The 18,903-nt window shown below is 37.0% G+C and carries 17 protein-coding genes; 13 read left to right on the forward strand and 4 right to left on the reverse strand.

The annotated features are described in order from the left end of the window. Positions 1 to 22: 22 nt before the first annotated feature. The 3 genes from AACH31_RS02445 to AACH31_RS02455 are packed head-to-tail and all read left to right on the forward strand — an operon-like array spanning position 23 to position 2,656. Positions 23 to 934, forward strand: a complete 912-nt coding sequence (locus tag AACH31_RS02445; RefSeq protein WP_262951048.1) for an ABC transporter ATP-binding protein — start codon at positions 23 to 25, stop codon at positions 932 to 934. After that, positions 927 to 1,760 carry an ABC transporter permease gene (locus tag AACH31_RS02450; RefSeq protein ID WP_262951049.1) on the forward strand — a complete coding sequence of 278 codons (834 nt, stop codon included), beginning with the start codon at positions 927 to 929 and terminating at the stop codon, positions 1,758 to 1,760. Before AACH31_RS02445 ends, AACH31_RS02450 begins: the two co-directional genes overlap by 8 nt. Positions 1,761 to 1,774: 14 nt before the next feature. Continuing rightward, positions 1,775 to 2,656: a sensor histidine kinase gene (locus AACH31_RS02455; protein ID WP_262951050.1), complete on the forward strand. Its 882-nt coding sequence runs from the start codon at positions 1,775 to 1,777 to the stop codon at positions 2,654 to 2,656. A gap of 128 nt (positions 2,657 to 2,784) precedes the next feature. Here the strand turns inward: AACH31_RS02455 and AACH31_RS02460 are convergent, their stop codons facing one another. Then, positions 2,785 to 3,012, reverse strand: coding sequence for a DUF3892 domain-containing protein (locus AACH31_RS02460; RefSeq protein WP_262951051.1), 228 nt, complete (start codon positions 3,010 to 3,012; stop codon positions 2,785 to 2,787). Between the two features lie 221 nt (positions 3,013 to 3,233). Between AACH31_RS02460 and AACH31_RS02465 the strand changes: the two genes are divergently transcribed. The 6 genes from AACH31_RS02465 (at position 3,234) to AACH31_RS02490 (ending at position 10,069) form a co-directional block, all read left to right on the forward strand. Next, on the forward strand, positions 3,234 to 4,955 hold the full coding sequence (locus tag AACH31_RS02465) for a phospho-sugar mutase (RefSeq protein WP_161832787.1): 1,722 nt from the start codon (positions 3,234 to 3,236) through the stop codon (positions 4,953 to 4,955). Between the two features lie 146 nt (positions 4,956 to 5,101). After that, positions 5,102 to 5,665, forward strand: coding sequence for a hypothetical protein (locus tag AACH31_RS02470; RefSeq protein WP_262951053.1), 564 nt, complete (start codon positions 5,102 to 5,104; stop codon positions 5,663 to 5,665). A gap of 734 nt (positions 5,666 to 6,399) precedes the next feature. Beyond that, complete coding sequence (locus AACH31_RS02475) at positions 6,400 to 7,404, forward strand: nucleoid-associated protein (protein ID WP_161832785.1); 1,005 nt, start codon at positions 6,400 to 6,402, stop codon at positions 7,402 to 7,404. A gap of 455 nt (positions 7,405 to 7,859) precedes the next feature. Beyond that, entirely contained in the window at positions 7,860 to 8,303 is a 444-nt protein-coding gene (locus AACH31_RS02480; RefSeq protein WP_338617836.1) for a hypothetical protein, read from the forward strand. A 221-nt stretch (positions 8,304 to 8,524) separates the two neighbouring features. After that, positions 8,525 to 9,628, forward strand: a complete 1,104-nt coding sequence (locus AACH31_RS02485; protein WP_161832783.1) for a Panacea domain-containing protein — start codon at positions 8,525 to 8,527, stop codon at positions 9,626 to 9,628. 228 nt (positions 9,629 to 9,856) lie between these two features. Next, on the forward strand, positions 9,857 to 10,069 hold the full coding sequence (locus tag AACH31_RS02490) for a hypothetical protein (RefSeq protein WP_161832782.1): 213 nt from the start codon (positions 9,857 to 9,859) through the stop codon (positions 10,067 to 10,069). 109 nt (positions 10,070 to 10,178) lie between these two features. Here AACH31_RS02490 and AACH31_RS02495 read toward each other — a convergent pair whose 3' ends face one another. Next, positions 10,179 to 11,834, reverse strand: coding sequence for a putative polysaccharide biosynthesis protein (locus tag AACH31_RS02495; protein ID WP_262951056.1), 1,656 nt, complete (start codon positions 11,832 to 11,834; stop codon positions 10,179 to 10,181). Positions 11,835 to 12,022: 188 nt separating this feature from the next. Between AACH31_RS02495 and AACH31_RS02500 the strand changes: the two genes are divergently transcribed. Together AACH31_RS02500 and AACH31_RS02505 are read left to right on the forward strand one after the other, a co-directional pair. Further along, positions 12,023 to 13,096: a PAS domain-containing protein gene (locus AACH31_RS02500; protein WP_161832780.1), complete on the forward strand. Its 1,074-nt coding sequence runs from the start codon at positions 12,023 to 12,025 to the stop codon at positions 13,094 to 13,096. A gap of 45 nt (positions 13,097 to 13,141) precedes the next feature. Next, positions 13,142 to 14,221 (forward strand): PAS domain-containing protein, encoded by a 1,080-nt coding sequence (locus tag AACH31_RS02505; protein WP_262951058.1) that lies wholly within the window; start codon positions 13,142 to 13,144, stop codon positions 14,219 to 14,221. 62 nt (positions 14,222 to 14,283) lie between these two features. Here the strand turns inward: AACH31_RS02505 and bsh are convergent, their stop codons facing one another. Beyond that, positions 14,284 to 15,273 (reverse strand): choloylglycine hydrolase, encoded by a 990-nt coding sequence (gene bsh / locus AACH31_RS02510; protein WP_262951059.1) that lies wholly within the window; start codon positions 15,271 to 15,273, stop codon positions 14,284 to 14,286. Between the two features lie 179 nt (positions 15,274 to 15,452). Further along, a complete protein-coding gene (locus AACH31_RS02515) occupies positions 15,453 to 17,078 on the reverse strand; it encodes a potassium/proton antiporter (protein ID WP_161831242.1) in 1,626 nt (541 codons plus the stop codon). Between the two features lie 217 nt (positions 17,079 to 17,295). On the opposite strand from AACH31_RS02515, the gene AACH31_RS02520 reads away from it, so the two are divergent. Both AACH31_RS02520 and AACH31_RS02525 read left to right on the forward strand, forming a co-directional pair. Next, a complete protein-coding gene (locus AACH31_RS02520; protein ID WP_161831240.1) occupies positions 17,296 to 18,339 on the forward strand; it encodes a ParA family protein in 1,044 nt (347 codons plus the stop codon). A gap of 18 nt (positions 18,340 to 18,357) precedes the next feature. Then, on the forward strand, positions 18,358 to 18,891 hold the full coding sequence (locus tag AACH31_RS02525; protein ID WP_161831239.1) for a hypothetical protein: 534 nt from the start codon (positions 18,358 to 18,360) through the stop codon (positions 18,889 to 18,891). Positions 18,892 to 18,903: the final 12 nt, after the last annotated feature.

The raw sequence follows: 18,903 nt of genomic DNA on the forward strand, positions 1-18,903 counted from the left end.
GTATTATGAAAGGAGTGATGATATGACGTTCGTCTTAGAAGCTACTAATTTAGAAAAGAAATACAAAGATTTTACGGCTTTAAAGCATTTGAATCTTCATGTGAAAAAAGGGGCGATTTATGGATTAATTGGGAAAAATGGTGCTGGAAAAACGACGCTCATTCGGATTATTTGCGGGTTACAAGAGCCAACTAACGGAACGTACGCCATTTATGGTGTGTTGAATCATGAAAAGATCACAGAGGTTAGAAAGCGAATGGGAGCCATTATCGAAACACCGTCCATTTACGGTGAGATGACGGCACGAGATAATCTGATTGACCAATATAAGTTAGTGGGGATGCCAACTCATGACGGAATTGATGAGTTGTTAACATTAGTTGGATTAAACCATACGGGAAAGAAGAAGGTTAAAAATTTTTCTTTAGGGATGAAGCAACGGTTAGGAATTGCGATGGCACTTGCTAATCAACCCGACTTTTTAATTTTAGATGAACCGATTAATGGTTTAGATCCCGAAGGGATTATTGAAATCCGAGAGTTGATTTTAAAATTAAATCGTGAAAAGAGAATCACGATTTTAATTTCGAGTCACTACTTAGACGAATTATCAAAAATAGCGACTCATTATGGTTTTTTAGATAAGGGGTTTATCGTTGAAGAAATAAGTCATGAAGAATTGATGAAAAAATTAGAACGTAAAATAGAGTTAACGGTGAATCAACCAACAGAATTTGTTAAATACTTTGAAAAGTGCCAGATTCCTTATGAGGTTATTGATCGAAGAACAATCAATGTTTATGGAAAGTATAACTTATCAAGTTTTATTACTGAGCTATCCAATCATCAGTTAACGGTAGAGGAGATTCACGAACACGAGGAATCACTCGAAAGTTATTATATGAATTTAATTGGGGGTGCCATAAATGATTAGATTGTTAGATGCAGGATTTACACGACTAAAGAAAAGTAAAGTATTTTTGCTCATTTGTTTATTTAGTATAGGATTTGCGTTATTTATGCTTGGTGTGAGTTATAAAGATATGAAGCAGTACCAAGAGGTGATTGATGTAGCCCAACTTCTGCTTAATTATTCGACAATGATTGGAGTCGTAATTGCCATCTTTACAAGTTTATTTTTAGGCGTAGAGTATTCAGAGGGGGCTATTCGAAATAAAATTAGCATGGGTCATAAAAGAACTGCTATTTATTTATCTAATTTAATTTTGACAAGCATAACGAGTGTGTTTGCTTATCTTTTGTTTATGTTGGTGGTGGGGATGATAGGAATCCCCTTATTTGGAGGAATCACAGCGCCTATTTTGATGTTGGTGAAAGTATTAGGATGTATCCTTGTAGCGATTGTTGCCTACTCAAGTTTATTTACGTTTATTGCGATGATGATTTCTAATAAAACGGTGATGGCGATTACGTCTATTATGGTGGTATTTTTGATGATGATGGGGTCGTTGACGTGTTTAAATATTTTAGGGATGCCTAAGACTATTCAAACGACAACGATTCTTAATCAGGAAACCAATGAATTTAAAATAGAGGAGATGCCTAATCCTAAGTATCCGAGTGCCACAGAAAGAAAAGTTTATCAAACTTTATTGGATATAAATCCAGCAGGTCAAATGTTTCAACTAGCTGGGCGAACCGTTCCTAATTTAAAAGCATTGCCTCTTTATTCTTTAGGAATATTAATCGTATTTACAGGTGGTGGCCTCGCTCTGTTTAAGAAGAAGGAACTGAAATAGAGAGGAGTTTATTTATGCGTATCTGGTTTTATTTATTCTTAGTCGTCTTTGTGGGGTTCGTGTTTTTAACGGTTAAGGTAATTCTTATCAAGAAGGAGATTAAAAATATGACCCACTCTTTGACAACGATTATAAATACCGATACGAATAAATTGATGACGGTTATCACACCAGACAAAGATCTGAAGAAGCTAACTGGTGTCTTAAATCACAGTTTAAAAGAGTTAAGAGAACTGGAGATTGAATATAAGCAAGGAAATCAGTCGCTAAAATCGGCGATTACAAATATTTCACATGATTTAAGAACCCCGCTAACGGCTATTAGAGGCTATGTTGAGTTAATGGAGGATGAGAATCTTAATCAGAGGCAGAGGGATTATTTAAAAATTATTGATGAGAAGGTTAAAGATTTAGGGGAGCTCACGGAACAACTTTTTGACTTTTCGAAAAATGTCGATTTACAACAAAAGATAAAGGTAAGTCCCACATGTATTAATGAGGTGCTTATTGATTCTACGGTTAGTTTTTATAGTCTGTTTAAGAAGTATCATATTACTCCGCAATTGGATATTTGTGAAGAAAAAGTTATCCGTAACTTAAATGAAAATATGCTTAAACGAGTATTTGAAAATATTATTTCGAATGCCATTAAGTATAGCCAATCGGATTTTAAAATAAAAATGACGCCGGATGGGGTGATTGAATTTTCTAATCAAACAGCGTCCTTAGATTGTACTCGTTTAGGAAAATTGTTTGATCGGTATTATACGGTTCAAGATTCGAAAAAGTCAAATGGAATCGGATTATCGATTGCGAAGCAATTGGTGGATTTAAGCGGCGGAAAGATTGAAGCGAGTTACCGAGAAAAAGTACTAAAAATTAGAATTAGATTTTGATAGGGGATAGAAAAAAAGATGATTTCTATAGGAGAAGAAATCATCTTTTTCTTTTTTGTAAATCATTTTTCAACGGAAATCACCAAGTGTTGAAGACCGGGTGTATTTTTTTATGAAAGATGATTTGTTTAAAAGGTTGGTAGGTTCGATAGGTTATTGTCTTTGTTACCGTCGACAACGCCACGAATATAAGTTCCGCCACCTTTTCCTTTAAAGGTTTGGGCATTAGTAATAAGACCTTTGGCACAAAGTTCTTTTGCTGTTTCATAGTCATATTCTTTTCCGGTATTCGATTTAAAGGCGATAAGATCGCCATCACTATTGTGACGAACGGCAACGAATGTTTCTTTTTCCATTGTTAACAGCCTCCTTTTCATTAGATAGTGTACCCGATATGTCTAAAATAAATCAGAGAGTTAAATTAAGTTTTAACAAATAATCAAGAAAAAAATGAAATAGGTAACCGGTGTCGGATAGATTATCCTTTTGTCAGTATTTTTTGATAAGCAATTGTTATTTTTAGTTTTCTAGTGTGATATAATAGGAATTAGATTTATTGAGATATGGAGGGTATTATATGTCGTTTGAAACAAAGTACCAACAATGGTTAGAGCAAGAGGGGTTAGAATCATATTTAAAAGAGCAATTAGAAAATATGAATGAAACAGAAAAAGAAGATGCATTTTATCGTAACTTAGAGTTCGGTACTGGGGGAATGCGAGGAGTTGTTGGTCCAGGAACAAATCGCATGAATGTTTATACAATTCGTAAAGCAAATGAAGGATTTGCTCAATATTTATTAAAAAATGTTGAAAATGCTAAAGAGCGCGGAATTGTAATTGCGTATGATTGCCGTCATTTCTCACCAGAATTTGCAATGGAATCAGCGAAAGTAATGGCAACTCACGGAATTAAAGCGTATGTTTTTGAATCATTACGTCCAACACCTGAGTTATCATTTGCCGTTCGTTATTTAAATGCAGCGGGTGGAATTGTTGTCACTGCATCACATAATCCACCTGAATATAATGGATACAAAATTTATGATGAAACAGGGTGCCAATTAGTTCCTGCGGAAGCTGACCAAGTGATTGAACTTGTTGATTCGATTGAGGATGTATTCAACATCTCTGTTAAATCGGAGGAAGAATTAAAAGAGGCTGGATTGATTCAAATCATTGGATCAGAGATTGATGATGTTTATACAGAACGTGTAAAAGCATTAGAGATTAATCCAGATTGCAACAAAAAGGATTTAAAAATTGTGTTCTCACCATTACATGGAACAGCGAATATTCCAGTACGTCGCGTGTTAACGGAGTGTGGATATGAGCAATTACATGTTGTTGAAGAGCAATGTGTGGCGGATCCAAACTTTACAACTGTTAAATCGCCAAACCCTGAGGAGGCATCTGCATTTGAAATGTCAATTGCATTAGGAAAAGAGATTGATGCCGATATTTTAATTGCAACTGATCCGGATGCAGACCGAGTAGGTTTAGCTGTTAAAAATCCAGAAGGGGAATATGTTTTATTAACTGGAAATCAAACAGGTGCTATTTTAATTCATTATATTTTATCTCAAAAGAAAGCACACGGAACATTACCAGCGAAAGGGAAAGTGTTCAATACGATTGTAACATCTGATATGGGGGCAACAATTGCTCGTTCGTATGGATTTGATGTGGTGTCAACGTTAACTGGATTCAAGTTTATCGGAGAGCAAGCGCGTTTAATCGAAAATACGGATTATGAGTATGTTTTCGGGTATGAGGAGTCTTATGGATATTTAATCGGTGACTTCGTTCGCGATAAGGATTCTGTTCAATCTGTATTAATGTGTGCAGAGGCAGCTGCTTATTATAAAGAACACGGAAAAACGTTATATGACGTATTAATGGAGTTATATGAAACATATGGTTTCTACCGCGAAGCGTTAGTCAATATTACGTTAAAAGGAAAAGAAGGGGCAGATAAAATTCAAGCCATTTTATCTGATTTCCGCGAGTTTACACCAGTAACAGTTGCAGGAAAAGAAGTCGTGTCTGTTGAGGATTACAAAGAAAGCGTTCATACAGACTTAACAAATGATTCAACATCGGTGATTGATTTACCGAAGTCAAATGTTTTAAAATACACGTTAGCAGACGGTTCTTGGTTTGTATTACGTCCATCTGGAACTGAGCCAAAGGCAAAGGTATACATCGGTGTTATTTCAGATGTATTAGAGAAAGCTGATGCTCAAGTCGCTAAAATTAAAGAAGACGTATTAGCGCGTGTAAATGAAATTATTGCTTAATTTATTTTAATTAATTGTCGCACACACTGACTTAAAAACTTCTATGATACATTTATCATAGAAGTTTTTTTTATGATAAGGAATTTAGCACATCAGTTAATTTTTGTGCATATAATGAAAGGACTACATACGAGGGGAGGGCTGTTATGAATGTGACAGTAGACCATCGTAATGTCGAAAATAAGACAGATTTAATTAAGTTAGTGACGGAAGAGGTAGCAGCATTTTGTTTAAAATGGAAACAAGGATTGGATCAGTTGTTGTGTAGCGACGTGGTATTAATTATTAATCGAAAACGATACGGCTATGAGGTAAAGTATCACTATTCAAGTGGGCCATGGAATTGGTTATTTCAATTAGAATTATATTATCCTAATAAGATGAGTGAATTGCGTCAGATAGCTTATATGAAGATTAATAAGTTTATGACATTGCCGATGGGGTGTGGATTTGGAAGGAAGGTGTTTGAACACCTGTTAGATTGTTCGACATCGCTAAAAGAGTTAGATATGATTCGGTTGCGTTCTGTTCGAAGAGCCATAGGTTTTTGGGAACGTATGTCGTTTGTAAATACAAAGCAAGTTGATGGGGTGATCCAAGACGAGGTCTGTGTTAAGATTCCATCGACATTAACAGGATACGAATATGTTTATAGCCTCCGTCCGTGTGATTGTGAGGCCTGTCAACAGGCGAAAAAGCAGGGGAAATAGCCCCTGCTTTTTCTTTTAGCAGATAAACGTCAAATTTTGATTTAATTTTAGTCTTCATGTGTTGTATACTTGTAGTTATGCGATAAAGTTAAACGATATTCCACACGCCAGGTTTTTTTCGTGACAAGGGGCACAAATACGTGTTAATGAGTGTGAGAAGTTGTTTCCTACACGAATATGAAGGGTTTTGGAACAATGCCCTTTTTCTACAAGGCGAAACGGATTTCACCTTCGAAGGAACGATTACGTTTTCGTGATTGATATACTTATGGGCGCATATAGAGACGATAGAATGGGTTACAATCGTTATGTGGTGTATAGGTGACACGGAATGAGACCATTAGTTGTACATGCTACATCACATTGTTTGGAGGAAAGATGCCCATAAAGTGATTGGATGCGCCTGAGGGTGCTACCTTATTCAACGAGGCAGGGACCTCTTTTTGAATGGAGTCAAGGTGATCATTTAATCAACTCGTTGATTGTCAGTTCGAACAAGTGGGAGGCTCGGAGTTAAAAAATCGGGGATGAGGAGGAATCTTTCATTTGCAACGGATTGTCATTCTTGGGGGTAGCAAATTCTTCGAATGTGTAGGTGAACGGGTGAAAGAGAAGGTGCCATGTATTGGACATCATCGGGATGAATTGAATAGCGACTAGTTATACGTTTGAACGGAAACGTTAATTATTCGTTTAGAAGATATCGTTTGTTTAATGATTAAGGAGGTTTTGAGATGGCTGTTAATGTGAAGAGTTGTTATTTATTTTTACTGGATAATGTTCATCAGATGTTTATGCCGACGGATCGTCCATTAGATGAGACGGTGGATGGGGCGTATCATTTTTTGGAAAAGAATATTGAAAAGTGTGTCAAAAATGCGGCGGGACGTCCGGCTGTTTTTCGTGAGGATAGTGAGGTGCGACAGTTATTTTTAGAGTACCGTAATCGTACGATTCCATTTCTTGAATTTGCGAATCATGTGGCGGCAAAGCGCTATGATTTTAAGGAGCGTTATGAGATTTTAACGGCGAGCGATTTATTTTTATGTGAGATTGAAATGGCCGAGGTAGAGTATGTTGTTGGACTTGAGTTAACGTGTAAAGAGGGGATGGTTCATCATGTGAATCAAAGTGAGACGGGAATTCAAAATAATCTATTGGTTCATCAGTCTATTATACCGATTGCAAGTTTAAAAAGTGCTAACTTTTTTATGATTGATTTAGATAAAATGACGTTGACTATTCTTGAGGGGATGACGTCAACGGAAGACGATGATACGCACCTTTATGCTGATAAAATCTTGGAGTGTAAAACGGAAATTTCAGTTAAAGAAGCAGTTAAAAAGGCCCGACATGTGGCAGCAGAGGTTATTGAACATCATGAATTAGATAAACTTGAAATGGTACCGGCTTTTGAACGGGTGATTAAGGAAACGATTAATGAAGGAAAAGATATTGATATGAAGGAGATTGCCGAGGAGGTCTTTTATCAGGCTCCCGAGGCTAAAATGGCCTATGTTGCAGAAATAGAAAATCAAGGGATTGAAAAACCAGTTCAAAATACAAATTGGGTAAAGATGCCGCTTAAGAAGACACAGAAATTAAAAACTGATACAGGAATTGAAATCACTATCCCGCTGGATTATTATAATAATAAAGATTATATTGAGGTATTAAATATGCCAGATGGACGTCTAGCCATTCAAATAAAAAACATTGGGAATATTGAAAACAAATAGGAAAAAGAAGGCCGTAGCCTTCTTTTTTTTATGATTAAAAGGTTGATCGTTGTATCACATAGGGGATGTTCCCCTAAGCTTTTTCAACAAATTTTAAAAATTAATGTATCTTTTTGTCGAATAAAACAGAATAAAGTGTAACATTTTATCGAAAAATGTATCATTTCATGAACAGGGCAGGGGAGAGTTATTTTTTAAGGAAGGGTAAAAAGTTGCATGTTGGAAGTTCCGAGGGGGGGGGGGGTAGCCGATCCCAATTTTTAATTTGGCGACTTGCTATTGAGGGGGCGATTAGTTTTATCTCAGAGGAGGAGATTAATTGTTGTGTGGTGAAGGGGAGATTGGAGGATTATATAAGGCGAATCTTGTTATAGAGCGGGAGGTAGAGCTCACTTTTTAGGAAATTTGGCGTATAAATATAAGAGGGGGGAATCTAAAGAGAAGAGGTCTTAGATGTGGAGATGGTGCTAGAAGTTATTTTGCGTGTTTTGTTAATCGGGTATTATTTAATGATGGCAGTGTTTGTCATCAGGCAAATCAGAATCAGATTTTTAGCTGATGAACAGTATGCTCTTTATGCCAATTATGTAAATGATCAGAATCGAAAGCGCTATGGGTGTCAGGTGAATTATTATAAAGCATTAGTGAGAGGTACACTGGTGCAATTGGGTGCAATCCTACTTGGGATGGCACTGATAGATTACGCTTGGTTTACGTGGATGAGCATCGTTGCTATAGTGTGCACGGTGCTAGAGCCTTTATTCGTCATGGTTTCGTTTCCAAAGTTGGTTGATTTTAAATATAGGACGTGGTTGTTATTATACTTAAAACGATTGGTAGGCATTGTTTTAGACGGTTATATAATATTTGCACTCGCTGTGGTATGTTTTATTTATTAAAGGGAATAGATAAAAGTGCGGAGATTTCATAAGGAGATGACCGCACTTTTATGGTGTGATACGCATTTTTTAGCAAAATTTAAAATAAAAATGATACATTTTATTGAGAAAAGTGTATCATTTTTGTATAATAAAACCATAACATTTGTTAATTAAAATTGTATCATTTTAACGCACAATTCATCAAGTTATGATCGTGTTTTTTTAGAGGAGATTGAGTTATGAGTGTGTTTTGTATGAAATGTCAATGTGAGGTGGGATATCGGGTTGTTGAGGAAATAGGGAAAACAATTATAAAGGGTTATGATGTCAACTATAAAAAAAAGAGCGCCATCTGTGAAAGATGCGCGCAACCCGTTTTTGTTGAGCAGATTCATGATGAGAATAAGGAACAGTCAAAAAAGAGTTATCAAGAGCTAGTTTCGCGAGAAGCCATCGACATTATTACGTCAATTATGGAACGCTATAATATTGGTAAACGCCCATTGTCTTTAATATTAGATTGGGGCGAGTTGACGATTACTCGCTATTTAAAAGGAATGGCTCCCAAAAAAGAGTATTTGGATACGCTTAAGTTAATTAACGAGAAGCCATCGGCATTTGCCCAGATATTAAATCAGAATCAGGAAAAAATTACTCGTAAGGCCTATGAGAAATGTTTAAAAAAAATCACCGATTTAACGACTACCGATGAGCAACTAATAGATGAAGATGTTACGCCAACAGTGAGTATGGATGATTCAGTTCAAGAGACGGAATCGTTTTGGGAAGATTCCTCTTCAATAGTACCGATGTTGGAGGATAACGATCAACAACAGGGGGATAAAGCACAAGATAAAATTTATCATGTCGTGCAATATATCCTAGGTGTCAGTGAGGATGTGACTCCGCATGCTCTTCAAAAAATACTTTATTATGCGCAAGCCTTTTTCAAGGTGTTTTATGGGTATCATTTATTTGAGGATGATTGTGAGGCATGGGCTCAGGGGCCTGTTTATCCTAATATTTATTATCAACTAAAGGATTCTTATGATCATCCATTAATGAAAAATAGTTGTTCGTTAGATGATAAGGAACAATTTTTTATTGACTTAATTATGCGATACTTTGGTTGTTATAGTGGAAAATCACTTGAACGAATGACTCACTGTGAGAAACCGTGGCGAGATGCCCGATCTGGCATGATGTCGGTTCAGGTAGAGGGGCGCGTGATTGAAAAATCATCGATTGAGAAGTACTTTATGGATGTTTACAAAAAGTATAATATGTTGAGTATGACGGATATTATTGATTATTCAACGTCACTATTTAGTCGAATTTTATAGCGATTATGTCGAAATAAAGCGCGATAAGGAGAAAAGCTTGAACCTGAGCGACAAAAGACGACAAAAGGTGATGATAAAGTGTTTATAATGTACAAATCCGCCTATAAAAGCGTTTAAATTTTATAATTTTCGTTAAAAATAGGCTAAAATATGACAAAAGATATTATTTTATGTACGGCTTTATGTTATAATGATATCACTTAAAATTAAGGGAAAGTAGTGAGATTTATGGTCCTCCAAGTTTATGAAATGACAAATCAAGCAATTACAGGCTATAAGTTGTACGACGAGGGCGTACAGGTCGCTACGTTAGAGCAGCGATCAAATCAGTGGATTGCTGGAATTTTTTATAATTTCAAAATAAAAACAATGACAACAGATAATTTTCAATCGGCTTACCATTGGATTGAGTCAACCTTACAAGAGAGCAAGTCTGCTTAACTAGTGACGCACACCGTAAGGTACAATTTAATGATAATCGGGATAAGCTATATATAAGGATGATTTTCTGTCGACTATCGATTTCATCCTTTTTTTATGCCCTTTATCTTTAACGAGCTACCTTCGTTTTATTGCTTTTTATATTTTTACGAACTGTTTTACTTAAAAGCATGAAAAGATAATAAGTTGCAAAGTAGATAATTGCTCCTAGTAATGCACAGCTCCCTAATTCAATCAGCGCTTGAATTTTTTGGCCGAGTGACAGTGTCTTTAGAAGGTGCTTCAAATAGGAAACGGCAATTCCCATGACTAAACTTGAGCATAAAATGGGAAAGCAGTCGCAAAGTATTTGATTAAATTGAAGAAGGGAATGCTTCTTAATTTGAAGGAGGCTTAAAATAATCCAACTCAGATAAGCTAGGATGGTAGAGTAAATAAAGCCGTTTATTCCGAATAAGGGAACGAAGAGGAAATTACTAATATATTTAATGATGAGGGAAAATACTAAGTAATAGATTCCTTTTCGTTGAAGGTTTAATCCTTGTAAAATAGAGCAAATAATGCTGTAAAGTGCATAAAAAATTCCGAGCCACGCACCGATAGCAAAAAGGTTTCCACCGAGTTGATTAATTGATTTTGTTGAAGGATAAAGAAGAAGATAAACATCATCTGCAAGAAGGCTAATTCCAATTACGGCGGGAAGTGTAATGACTAAGGTGAGCCGAAGTGCTAAGCGGATGGTTCGTCCAACCGCCCGATTCTTTTTTTGTTGATGATAGTTTGTGAGCTCAGGTACAAGAGGTTGGCCAAAGGCCAATGCAAAAGAAACGGGAATCATAATCATTTTTGCGAGTTCGGTTATATACATTCCATAATAGACTTTTTGAGTTTTGACGGCTAAACCAGATTTAGTTAATAGCTGGTGGAAGTGTAGGGTATCAATATTTTGATAAAGTGAGGTCGCTAACCCGAGTAGAGCAAAGGGAATCGAACATCCTAAAATCTCGATGAATAGTCTACTAGGTTTCCGTTTGGGATGAGGCGGACATTCGGCGAGCTTTTGATCATAACCTGGGACCTCCCAATACCAAAAATATAAGAGTACGATTAAAGAAGCAATCCCAGCTAAAAAAGCGGCGAATACAGAGATAGAGACTGCTTCTTGGTAACTATGATGTTGGACTTTAATAATAAAGAAGGATCCCCCGAGGATGATAAGTATTCTTACGATCTGCTCAACAAGTTGTGAAATAGAAGTCGGTGCCATGTTTCTATTTCCTTGGAAGAAGCCGCGGATAATAGACATAACGGGAATGACAGTTAATGCGATACTACAAACCTGAATCATATGTATAATGTCTGGTCCATCGTTAAGGAGCGCCTCTTGCTCTGCCTTTGTTTTTAAAAGGGAGGCGGCATTGTTTAAAATGTGATGAACGTAAATCGGGGCTAGGTGATACATAGCTAGAAATCCTAGAAAACCGAAGATAATCATTCCAATGACACTGTATTTAAAAGCTCGTCTAGCGGTGTCATATTCATGTTGGGCTTGATATTTAGAAACAAACTTTGCCATTCCAACAGGAATGCCAAGTGTCGATAAGCTAATAAAAAGACTGTAAATCGTATAGGCATAACTATAAAGGGTTTGTCCTTGACTGCCTACAAGTGCCTTAAATGGGATCACATAAATAATTCCAAGAATTTTAGTGAGAAACATACTAAGGCTTAGAATCATTGCTCCTTTAAGAAAACGTTGGTTCATTCTTGCTTCTCTCCCTCCGTGAATGAATCTTAATCCTAAAATTATTATGACGATTTTTACCAAGTATAAACGGGAGAGTATAAAATACTAAAAAAGAATTTTTTTAGAGGGGAACTCAAGTGAACAGGAGATTTGGAATGGGGAAATAAAATCCCAGTCTTTAATCCATTAGAAAAGGAGGAATAGTAATGGTCAATCCCTATCAACTTTATGAATTTTTATCGCACGCGTTGCTCGTTGTCTCTCCTGACGGAAGGTGTGACTATCTAAATCGGGAGGCAAAGCGACTTTTACCGACGATTCATGATTTTAGTCAATTAACTTTCGATGAGATTATTGGTCACTTCGGCTTTTCGGCGGATCGCGAACATCTAACGAAATTAATTGCCATTACGTTTCACACACAACAAAGAAAAGAGTTAACATTAAAGGATAGAAATGGACAGTTCGCCACGGTTAATACCATTCCATTAGAGGGGGCTGTTTTAGTCGAGTTCGGAGTTAATACGCAATTAAGTCGTTGGCGTGATATTTTTAAGTTTGTCGTTGAAGATTCTGAGGATATGATTTTTTATAAGGGGAAAGATTTAACGTATGAGTATGTGAATAAGGCGTATACGGATTACTATAATCTTTCACCTCGAGAAATTTTATCGAGTAGTGATGTAGACCTCGTGAATATGGGGGTTTTATCTCCTGTCCTTCAATATCAATGTCAACAAAGTGATGAAGAGGCGTTGAAAAACGGATGCTTTTCTGGAATTGAAGTTTGTGGTGATCGGTATTACCAGGCGGTTAAACGTCGAATAAATGACGGGGTATTTTGTATCTCGCGTGATATTACTGAAGATATTCGCCTTCGTCAAGAAACAGAGAGGGATCTAGTCACGGGCTTACAAAATGAACAATCACTCGCAAAAGTGATAAAGTCGCTATCAAAAGAAAAAGAGCATCATTTTATCGTGATTTATCTTGAAAATTTGGGTCAAATAAGTAAAAGTAAAGGAATTACTTATTCCCGCCAGTGTATTCAACAAGTGTCCCATTTTGTAAGGGAATACTCAGAACTTTTATTCTTTTATGTTGAGGGGATTGGTTTTATAGGATTATTTGATAAAATGCCTAAAAATCCAGATCACTTTTATCATCACTTTATGGAGAAACTTCATCAACAACATGTCCCATCTCAATTAGAAATATCAGTGATGTTGAAATCAACTCAATCAGATCCTGAGTTTTTTCAATTTATAAAAAAACATTAACTCGTATAGTTAGGATGTAATATTTGATAGTAAGGAGATTACACGATGACCACCAACCACCTATTTGAACATCTCTCAACCCCTATGATCCTCATTGATTTAAGTGGTAAAATACAAGCTTTAAACAAGCAAGCCAGAGAACTTTTAAATGATGTTGATTTAGCGATATCAACGGATTTATTCGCCCTTTTGGAAAAAGAAGGTTTTAAATGTCAACCCGACGCCTTTCAACCGTTATTAACACGTGTTCAGTGTGGTGAAAATCAGAAGTTGAGTATTGAACGCAGAAATGGTCAATGTTTTACACTCCATTTCATTTCAAATGAGTCATCGATTATCGTGGAAATATTACAAGAAAACGCCGATTCATTAAAAATGAAATTATTTGATTATATGATTGATAGAATTCCAACAAAGATGATCTTTTATAAAGATCAACAAAATATTTATCGCTACGCTAACCTTGCCTATGTCAAATCATTTCATCTGACCCATCAAGATGAACTGATCGGGTTGACAGATGAGGATCTCTTCAATAGAAAAATTATTTCTCCTATTGTTTACTATCAATGTATTCGTGGAGATGAAGAAGCTCATAGTGAGGGAGAGTATTTAGAGGTCGAATACATTGAGGGTGCTTATTATCAAATTTTCAAGAAAAAAGTGGGCGATGGTATATTTGGGATCGTCAAAGATGTAACAGAAGAAATTATCGGGAAGCAAGAGGCGGAATGTGATGTTATCACCATGCTTCAAAATCGGAAGGCTTTATTAAAGGTATTAAATGCGGTCCCGAAGGATACAGAATATTATGCGATTGGAATTTTACTTGATAATTTAGGTGAAGTAGCAAGGCATAAAGGGGTTGAATATGCTCATCAATGTTTGGGGCAAGTCTCGTATTTTGTTAAAGAGTATCAAGAAATTTTATTTTTCTATTTAGAAGGAATTGGATTTATTGGGCTATTAGATAAAATAAAAGGTGATTTAGAACAATTTAGACAATCCATTGAGGCTGATATTTCAAAACAAAACTTCCCAACGGATTTAAAATTGTCGACAATTGCCATAAAAGTAGATCAGGATTCGGCCAAGAAGTTTCCCTTACCCAATAGGCACAAGTAATGGCATGAACCAATTTTTCAAAAAAAACATCATCTCATAAACGAGATGATGTTTTTTTTGCGTTAATTTTGATAACAAATATCTTGTTTTCCTAGGTAAGGGAACGTTGTAATGTGGTCAGCATTCATTGTATCAGGTGTTAATTTAACCGCGTTGATTCGACGGTTATAGTAATCTGTGTAGTAATAAGTTTGAGATTCTTGACACATGGCTGATTTATAAACGGTAAAGTTCATGGATCCATCGGGGTCAATTTCAGATCCTTTCATCACCGTAACTTCTGATAGAACATTAAAGAAGGCTGTAACCCCACTTATTTCATCGTCGGCTCCAACAACGGCATCACGGAAAAAGACGGTGCGGACAAATCTTGCAGCGGGAGAACCGTCTCCTGGAATTCCGCACATGCCAAGTCCATGACCAAATGGTTTAACGAGTAGATTCCCCATTTCTTCTGGTTGTGGAGTTTTACAAGAAAGGGTTACATATTGGCTTAAATTTGTTAATTGCCAGTCGAAGGTTGGGTCGTTTGTTAGAACACCGACTGGATTATCGTGGATATGCATTCCGTCTTCCATATATTCAATAACAATACTTTCACCTGTTTTATCTGTAAAAATCCAATGTAATCCCGCAACTGGTAAATCCGGTTTGAAGGGAATACTTGTTAAGATAACAGAGGGTAAGGTCTCTTTTAACTCGCTTAAAGATGAAAACGTACTCAGCACCCAATAGACGAAATCAGAAGCTGATAAAGAGATTTTATCTTTTACAGCAGTTGAAGAGAATTTTGCGAAGTGTGTGAAATTTAATCCTCCACCAGCTAATCCCTTTTCATTAACCCCGTCAAAGAGAAGAGGGTGATTGTCAATGACGATTCCCATGGCTATGCAAGCGTATTTAGAGGTGATTGTTTCTTGGGTCGCAACGTTTAGCCACTTAAAATTCCTTGGAACAATTTGAACGGCCTGGTTATAAGAAGCAGGAACATCAAGGTTTCGTCCAAAAAGATGTTTTCCATCCTTTGTAGATAAGCATAATCCTGTGCACATTTTATTTTCCTCCTTAAGATATATAATAACCTTATTAAGATTTGTGGGATGGGGAGTTGTATACCCCATTTAATGAATGAAATGATTTTTAATACGCTAAAGAGAAGGGTCTTTGTTGTTCAACGGGTGAAATTCATAAAAAATGAGGTCTAATAATGATATTAGGAACAAACCCTCCCTCACATACAAGAAATAATTCCTTGATGAAAATGCTCGGCTGTTAGAACGAGTGTATCTCCGTTTTCAATGCGCGTATCTCCTTTGGGGGTAATATTCGTTCCATCTTGACGTTTAATCAAAATGACGAGTGTTTTATGGGGAAGGTCAAGGTGTTTAATCTGTTTATGGACCCATGGGTGCGAGTTATCAATCTGAATCTCAGTGAGGGGGAGATTCGTGTATTCTTGAAAGTGTGTGCCACTGACAACGAGTTGGTCCCCGGGTAACAATTTAGTATCTCCATCAGGAATTAACGTTTGGTCTTTACGCCGAATCATTAAGATAAGTGTATCGGTAATTTTTAAATCACGGATGAGGCGGTTTGCCCAGTGATGTTTTGGGGTAATGGTGATCTTTAATAGGGGAAGATGCGCTTCTTCCTGATAGTCGGTAAAGGTTTTAAAGACGTTGGCATGGCGATCAATCATGGCCAATTTTTTAGCAACGGCAGGGAGTAGCGTTCCTTGAAGAGCGACGGAGATGAGGCAGATGCAAAAGCTAATATGAAAAATATCATACGTTAACGGTTGTCCGCCAAGAAAGGTTAAGATAGCAAAAACGATGGAGGTGGCGCCCCGCAGACCGGACCAGGAGAGGAGAACTTTTTGTTGCCAAGACGTCTTGAAGGGGAGCATGAGCAAAAAGACGGTGAGGGGACGGGCAAGAAAGGTGAGCCAGAAAAAGATTAAGAGGGCGGGCACGAAAATAGTGGGAATTTTTGAGGGAAAGGCGAGTAAACCGAGAAGGAAAAAACTTAAAATTTGCGCAAGACCCGTGAGCCCATCGAAAAAATTGACGAGAATGACTTTATTTGGAATCTGACTATTACCGATAATGATTCCACAAAGATAGGTGGCAAGATAACCGTTACCGCCTAAAATCGTCGGTAAAGAATAGGAAAGCAGGGCAATGGATAGGACAAAAATGGTTTCAAATCCATCAATCATAAAGTTCACCCGTTTTAACACATGGGCACTTAAAAGTCCAATGACAGTTCCTAAAAAGGCACCTATACCTAACTGAGTGAGAAGAAGTAAAGGGACGTCGCTCATGAGAGCTGTCTGATTCATCAATCCAATACAAAGGGTGGTGAGCATGTAGGCCATTGGATCATTACTTCCACTTTCTAATTCAAGGATGGAAGCCGTGCCTTCTTTTAAATTTAGTTTTTTAGATCGGAGGATTGAAAAAACGGAGGCCGCATCGGTTGAACTAATGATAGCCCCCATTAACAAGCTTTCTAAGCCTTTCATCTTTAAAAAGAAAAAACAGAAAAAGCCGGTGAGCAGGGCGGTTAATAACACACCGAGCGTTGATAAAATAAGGGCAGGTTTTACGACAGGGCGCGCCGCCTTCCAACTCGTTCCAAAGCCCCCATAAAAAATGATAAAAATGAGGGCGATGGTACAAAGTTGTTCCGTGAGTGAATAGTTGGTAAAGGAAATTTTAAAAAATCCGTCGGATCCAAAAACCATGCCCAAGAGAATGAAAAAAAGCAAGGTTGGTAACCCCAGTCGATGGGTTAGCTTACTTAAAAAAATACAGGTCATTAAGATCAGGACACAAATTAAGAGGGAAATCTCCATCAAATCCCACCTTTCTTTCACGATATAGGAATAAATTGAGTGTCGTATCTCTTTATTCTATGTAGGTAGCCGCTATTTTGGGAGTCGATTTCATCGCGTCATGTGATAAGTGATTTTAGTGGGAAAAAGATGAAGCGTTCTTACGTTTTCTGCTAAAGGGGATACATGAATACAAGAGATGATTAATATACTGATAGTATTGAAAGGGGGAGATAACGTGGGGAAAGCAAAAGTGATTTCGGTTATCAATTATAAGGGCGGGGTTGGAAAGACGGTGACCTCGTTTAACCTAGCCGCGGGACTAAACTTCTTAAATGGACATTCTGTGTTACTAATTGATTTAGATCCACAATGTTCATTAAGTACGATTTGCATGAAGGCCTACTCGAGGACGTATGGGAATGAGGATAAGTATAAATTTAGTCATCTTCAAGAAGATGAATGTATTAATCACGTGTTCCGCACGGCTTTGAATCAAGATATTTTAGATTTTGAGATGCCAATTGACTTAGAGCGGCTCATTAAAAGAGATTTTTATAAAACAGAACGGCTTCATCTGAAGGGATTTGATTTCATTCCCGCCACGATGCTTGTGAGTGCAAGACAAGGTGCGATAACAGGGCTTGAAGATATTGATGGAGATATTCGACGAAGTTACGGAGATAGTTCCAATAGCCAGTTAATGCGCCTTAGTATTTTAGCGAAGTTTTTTAAGCAATCTAAACTGGATGAACAATATGATTTCATTATTTTTGATTGTCCGCCAACGAATAACTATGTGACCCAAAATGCTTTATTTGTGTCGGACTATTATTTAATTCCAACGATTATGGATAATATGGGATTACAAGGGGTGACGCATATTAGAAATATCGTGGAGAAAAAGGAAATTTTAGAGTTTTGTCGGGCGTATGAGACGATCATTCGTTTGGCACCGGATTCATCCTATTTAGCGTATTTAAAGCCAGGAGTTCCTAAAATGCTTGGGATTGTCGAGACATTAAAGAAAGCAGGGACAGACACGAAAACGTTAAGAACACAGGTTGATCTTAAATTTCCACGCATGCTATTTGAATCAGTCATTGAAAATCAGGTGAAAATTTCTCGTTTAACCGGGGATGGGGAGTGTTGCTTCGTTAAACCAGAGGTGATGACGAAAGTTAAACCTAATCAAATGTACGGGAATTTAGTGTTTGAGGTGTTGGACCGACTTCACATTGAAAAAAACAAATCTACCCGCAAAGTAACAGATTATTTATAAGAAATTGGAGGGAGTTTAGTGGCAAAAATTAAAGATATTATCGGCGTTCTCACAACCTATGAAAAGATTACTCAGCTCGTCGGTGGGGAAGAATTAGAGGGAATTAAAGAGTTTACGGCAGTATTAAAAAACTATCGCCAATTAGAGATCTCAGCTTTTGAACAAAAACTTGTGGAAGGTCAGAAGAAAAAAGATCCGACGCTTTCACCAAAAAATCAGGCGATTCGTTTAGGGCAACTTTATTTTAAAGAGGTTTATCATGGGGGGATTGATGAATCTCAACGAGAATCATTAACGATTTATTTATCTTTACCAGAAAATAACGGATTAAAAGCCATTTTAGATTTACCGAGTCATGAACGTTGTTCGTACATAAGTCAGCTATCCGATAAGGAGCTAACAACCAATCATCTTGCCTTTTTAGGGATGGCCTTATTCAATGCTAAATTAAAGGGACGCACCAAGGCGGACCAAAAAAAGAATTTACTTGATATTTTATGGACCGTTAGTGAAAATCAAGCGATGAATGATATTTACGATAGCGCCATCTAATCAGGCTTTTAG

It is taken from the genome of Turicibacter faecis, from assembly GCF_037076425.1.
GTDB lineage: Bacteria > Bacillota_I > Bacilli_A > MOL361 > Turicibacteraceae > Turicibacter > Turicibacter faecis.

Excerpts from the sequence above, each read along its gene's own strand:
- AACH31_RS02460 (WP_262951051.1), bottom strand. The coding sequence starts at position 3,012 with ATGGAAAAAGAAACATTCGTTGCCGTTCGTCACAATAGTGATGGCGAT.
- AACH31_RS02470 (WP_262951053.1), top strand. The coding sequence starts at position 5,102 with ATGAATGTGACAGTAGACCATCGTAATGTCGAAAATAAGACAGATTTA.
- AACH31_RS02455 (WP_262951050.1), top strand. The coding sequence starts at position 1,775 with ATGCGTATCTGGTTTTATTTATTCTTAGTCGTCTTTGTGGGGTTCGTG.
- AACH31_RS02485 (WP_161832783.1), top strand. The coding sequence starts at position 8,525 with ATGAGTGTGTTTTGTATGAAATGTCAATGTGAGGTGGGATATCGGGTT.
- AACH31_RS02500 (WP_161832780.1), top strand. The coding sequence starts at position 12,023 with ATGGTCAATCCCTATCAACTTTATGAATTTTTATCGCACGCGTTGCTC.
- bsh (WP_262951059.1), bottom strand. The coding sequence starts at position 15,273 with ATGTGCACAGGATTATGCTTATCTACAAAGGATGGAAAACATCTTTTT.
- AACH31_RS02515 (WP_161831242.1), bottom strand. The coding sequence starts at position 17,078 with ATGGAGATTTCCCTCTTAATTTGTGTCCTGATCTTAATGACCTGTATT.
- AACH31_RS02475 (WP_161832785.1), top strand. The coding sequence starts at position 6,400 with ATGGCTGTTAATGTGAAGAGTTGTTATTTATTTTTACTGGATAATGTT.
- AACH31_RS02445 (WP_262951048.1), top strand. The coding sequence starts at position 23 with ATGACGTTCGTCTTAGAAGCTACTAATTTAGAAAAGAAATACAAAGAT.
- AACH31_RS02490 (WP_161832782.1), top strand. The coding sequence starts at position 9,857 with ATGGTCCTCCAAGTTTATGAAATGACAAATCAAGCAATTACAGGCTAT.
- AACH31_RS02495 (WP_262951056.1), bottom strand. The coding sequence starts at position 11,834 with ATGAACCAACGTTTTCTTAAAGGAGCAATGATTCTAAGCCTTAGTATG.
- AACH31_RS02505 (WP_262951058.1), top strand. The coding sequence starts at position 13,142 with ATGACCACCAACCACCTATTTGAACATCTCTCAACCCCTATGATCCTC.
- AACH31_RS02465 (WP_161832787.1), top strand. The coding sequence starts at position 3,234 with ATGTCGTTTGAAACAAAGTACCAACAATGGTTAGAGCAAGAGGGGTTA.
- AACH31_RS02450 (WP_262951049.1), top strand. The coding sequence starts at position 927 with ATGATTAGATTGTTAGATGCAGGATTTACACGACTAAAGAAAAGTAAA.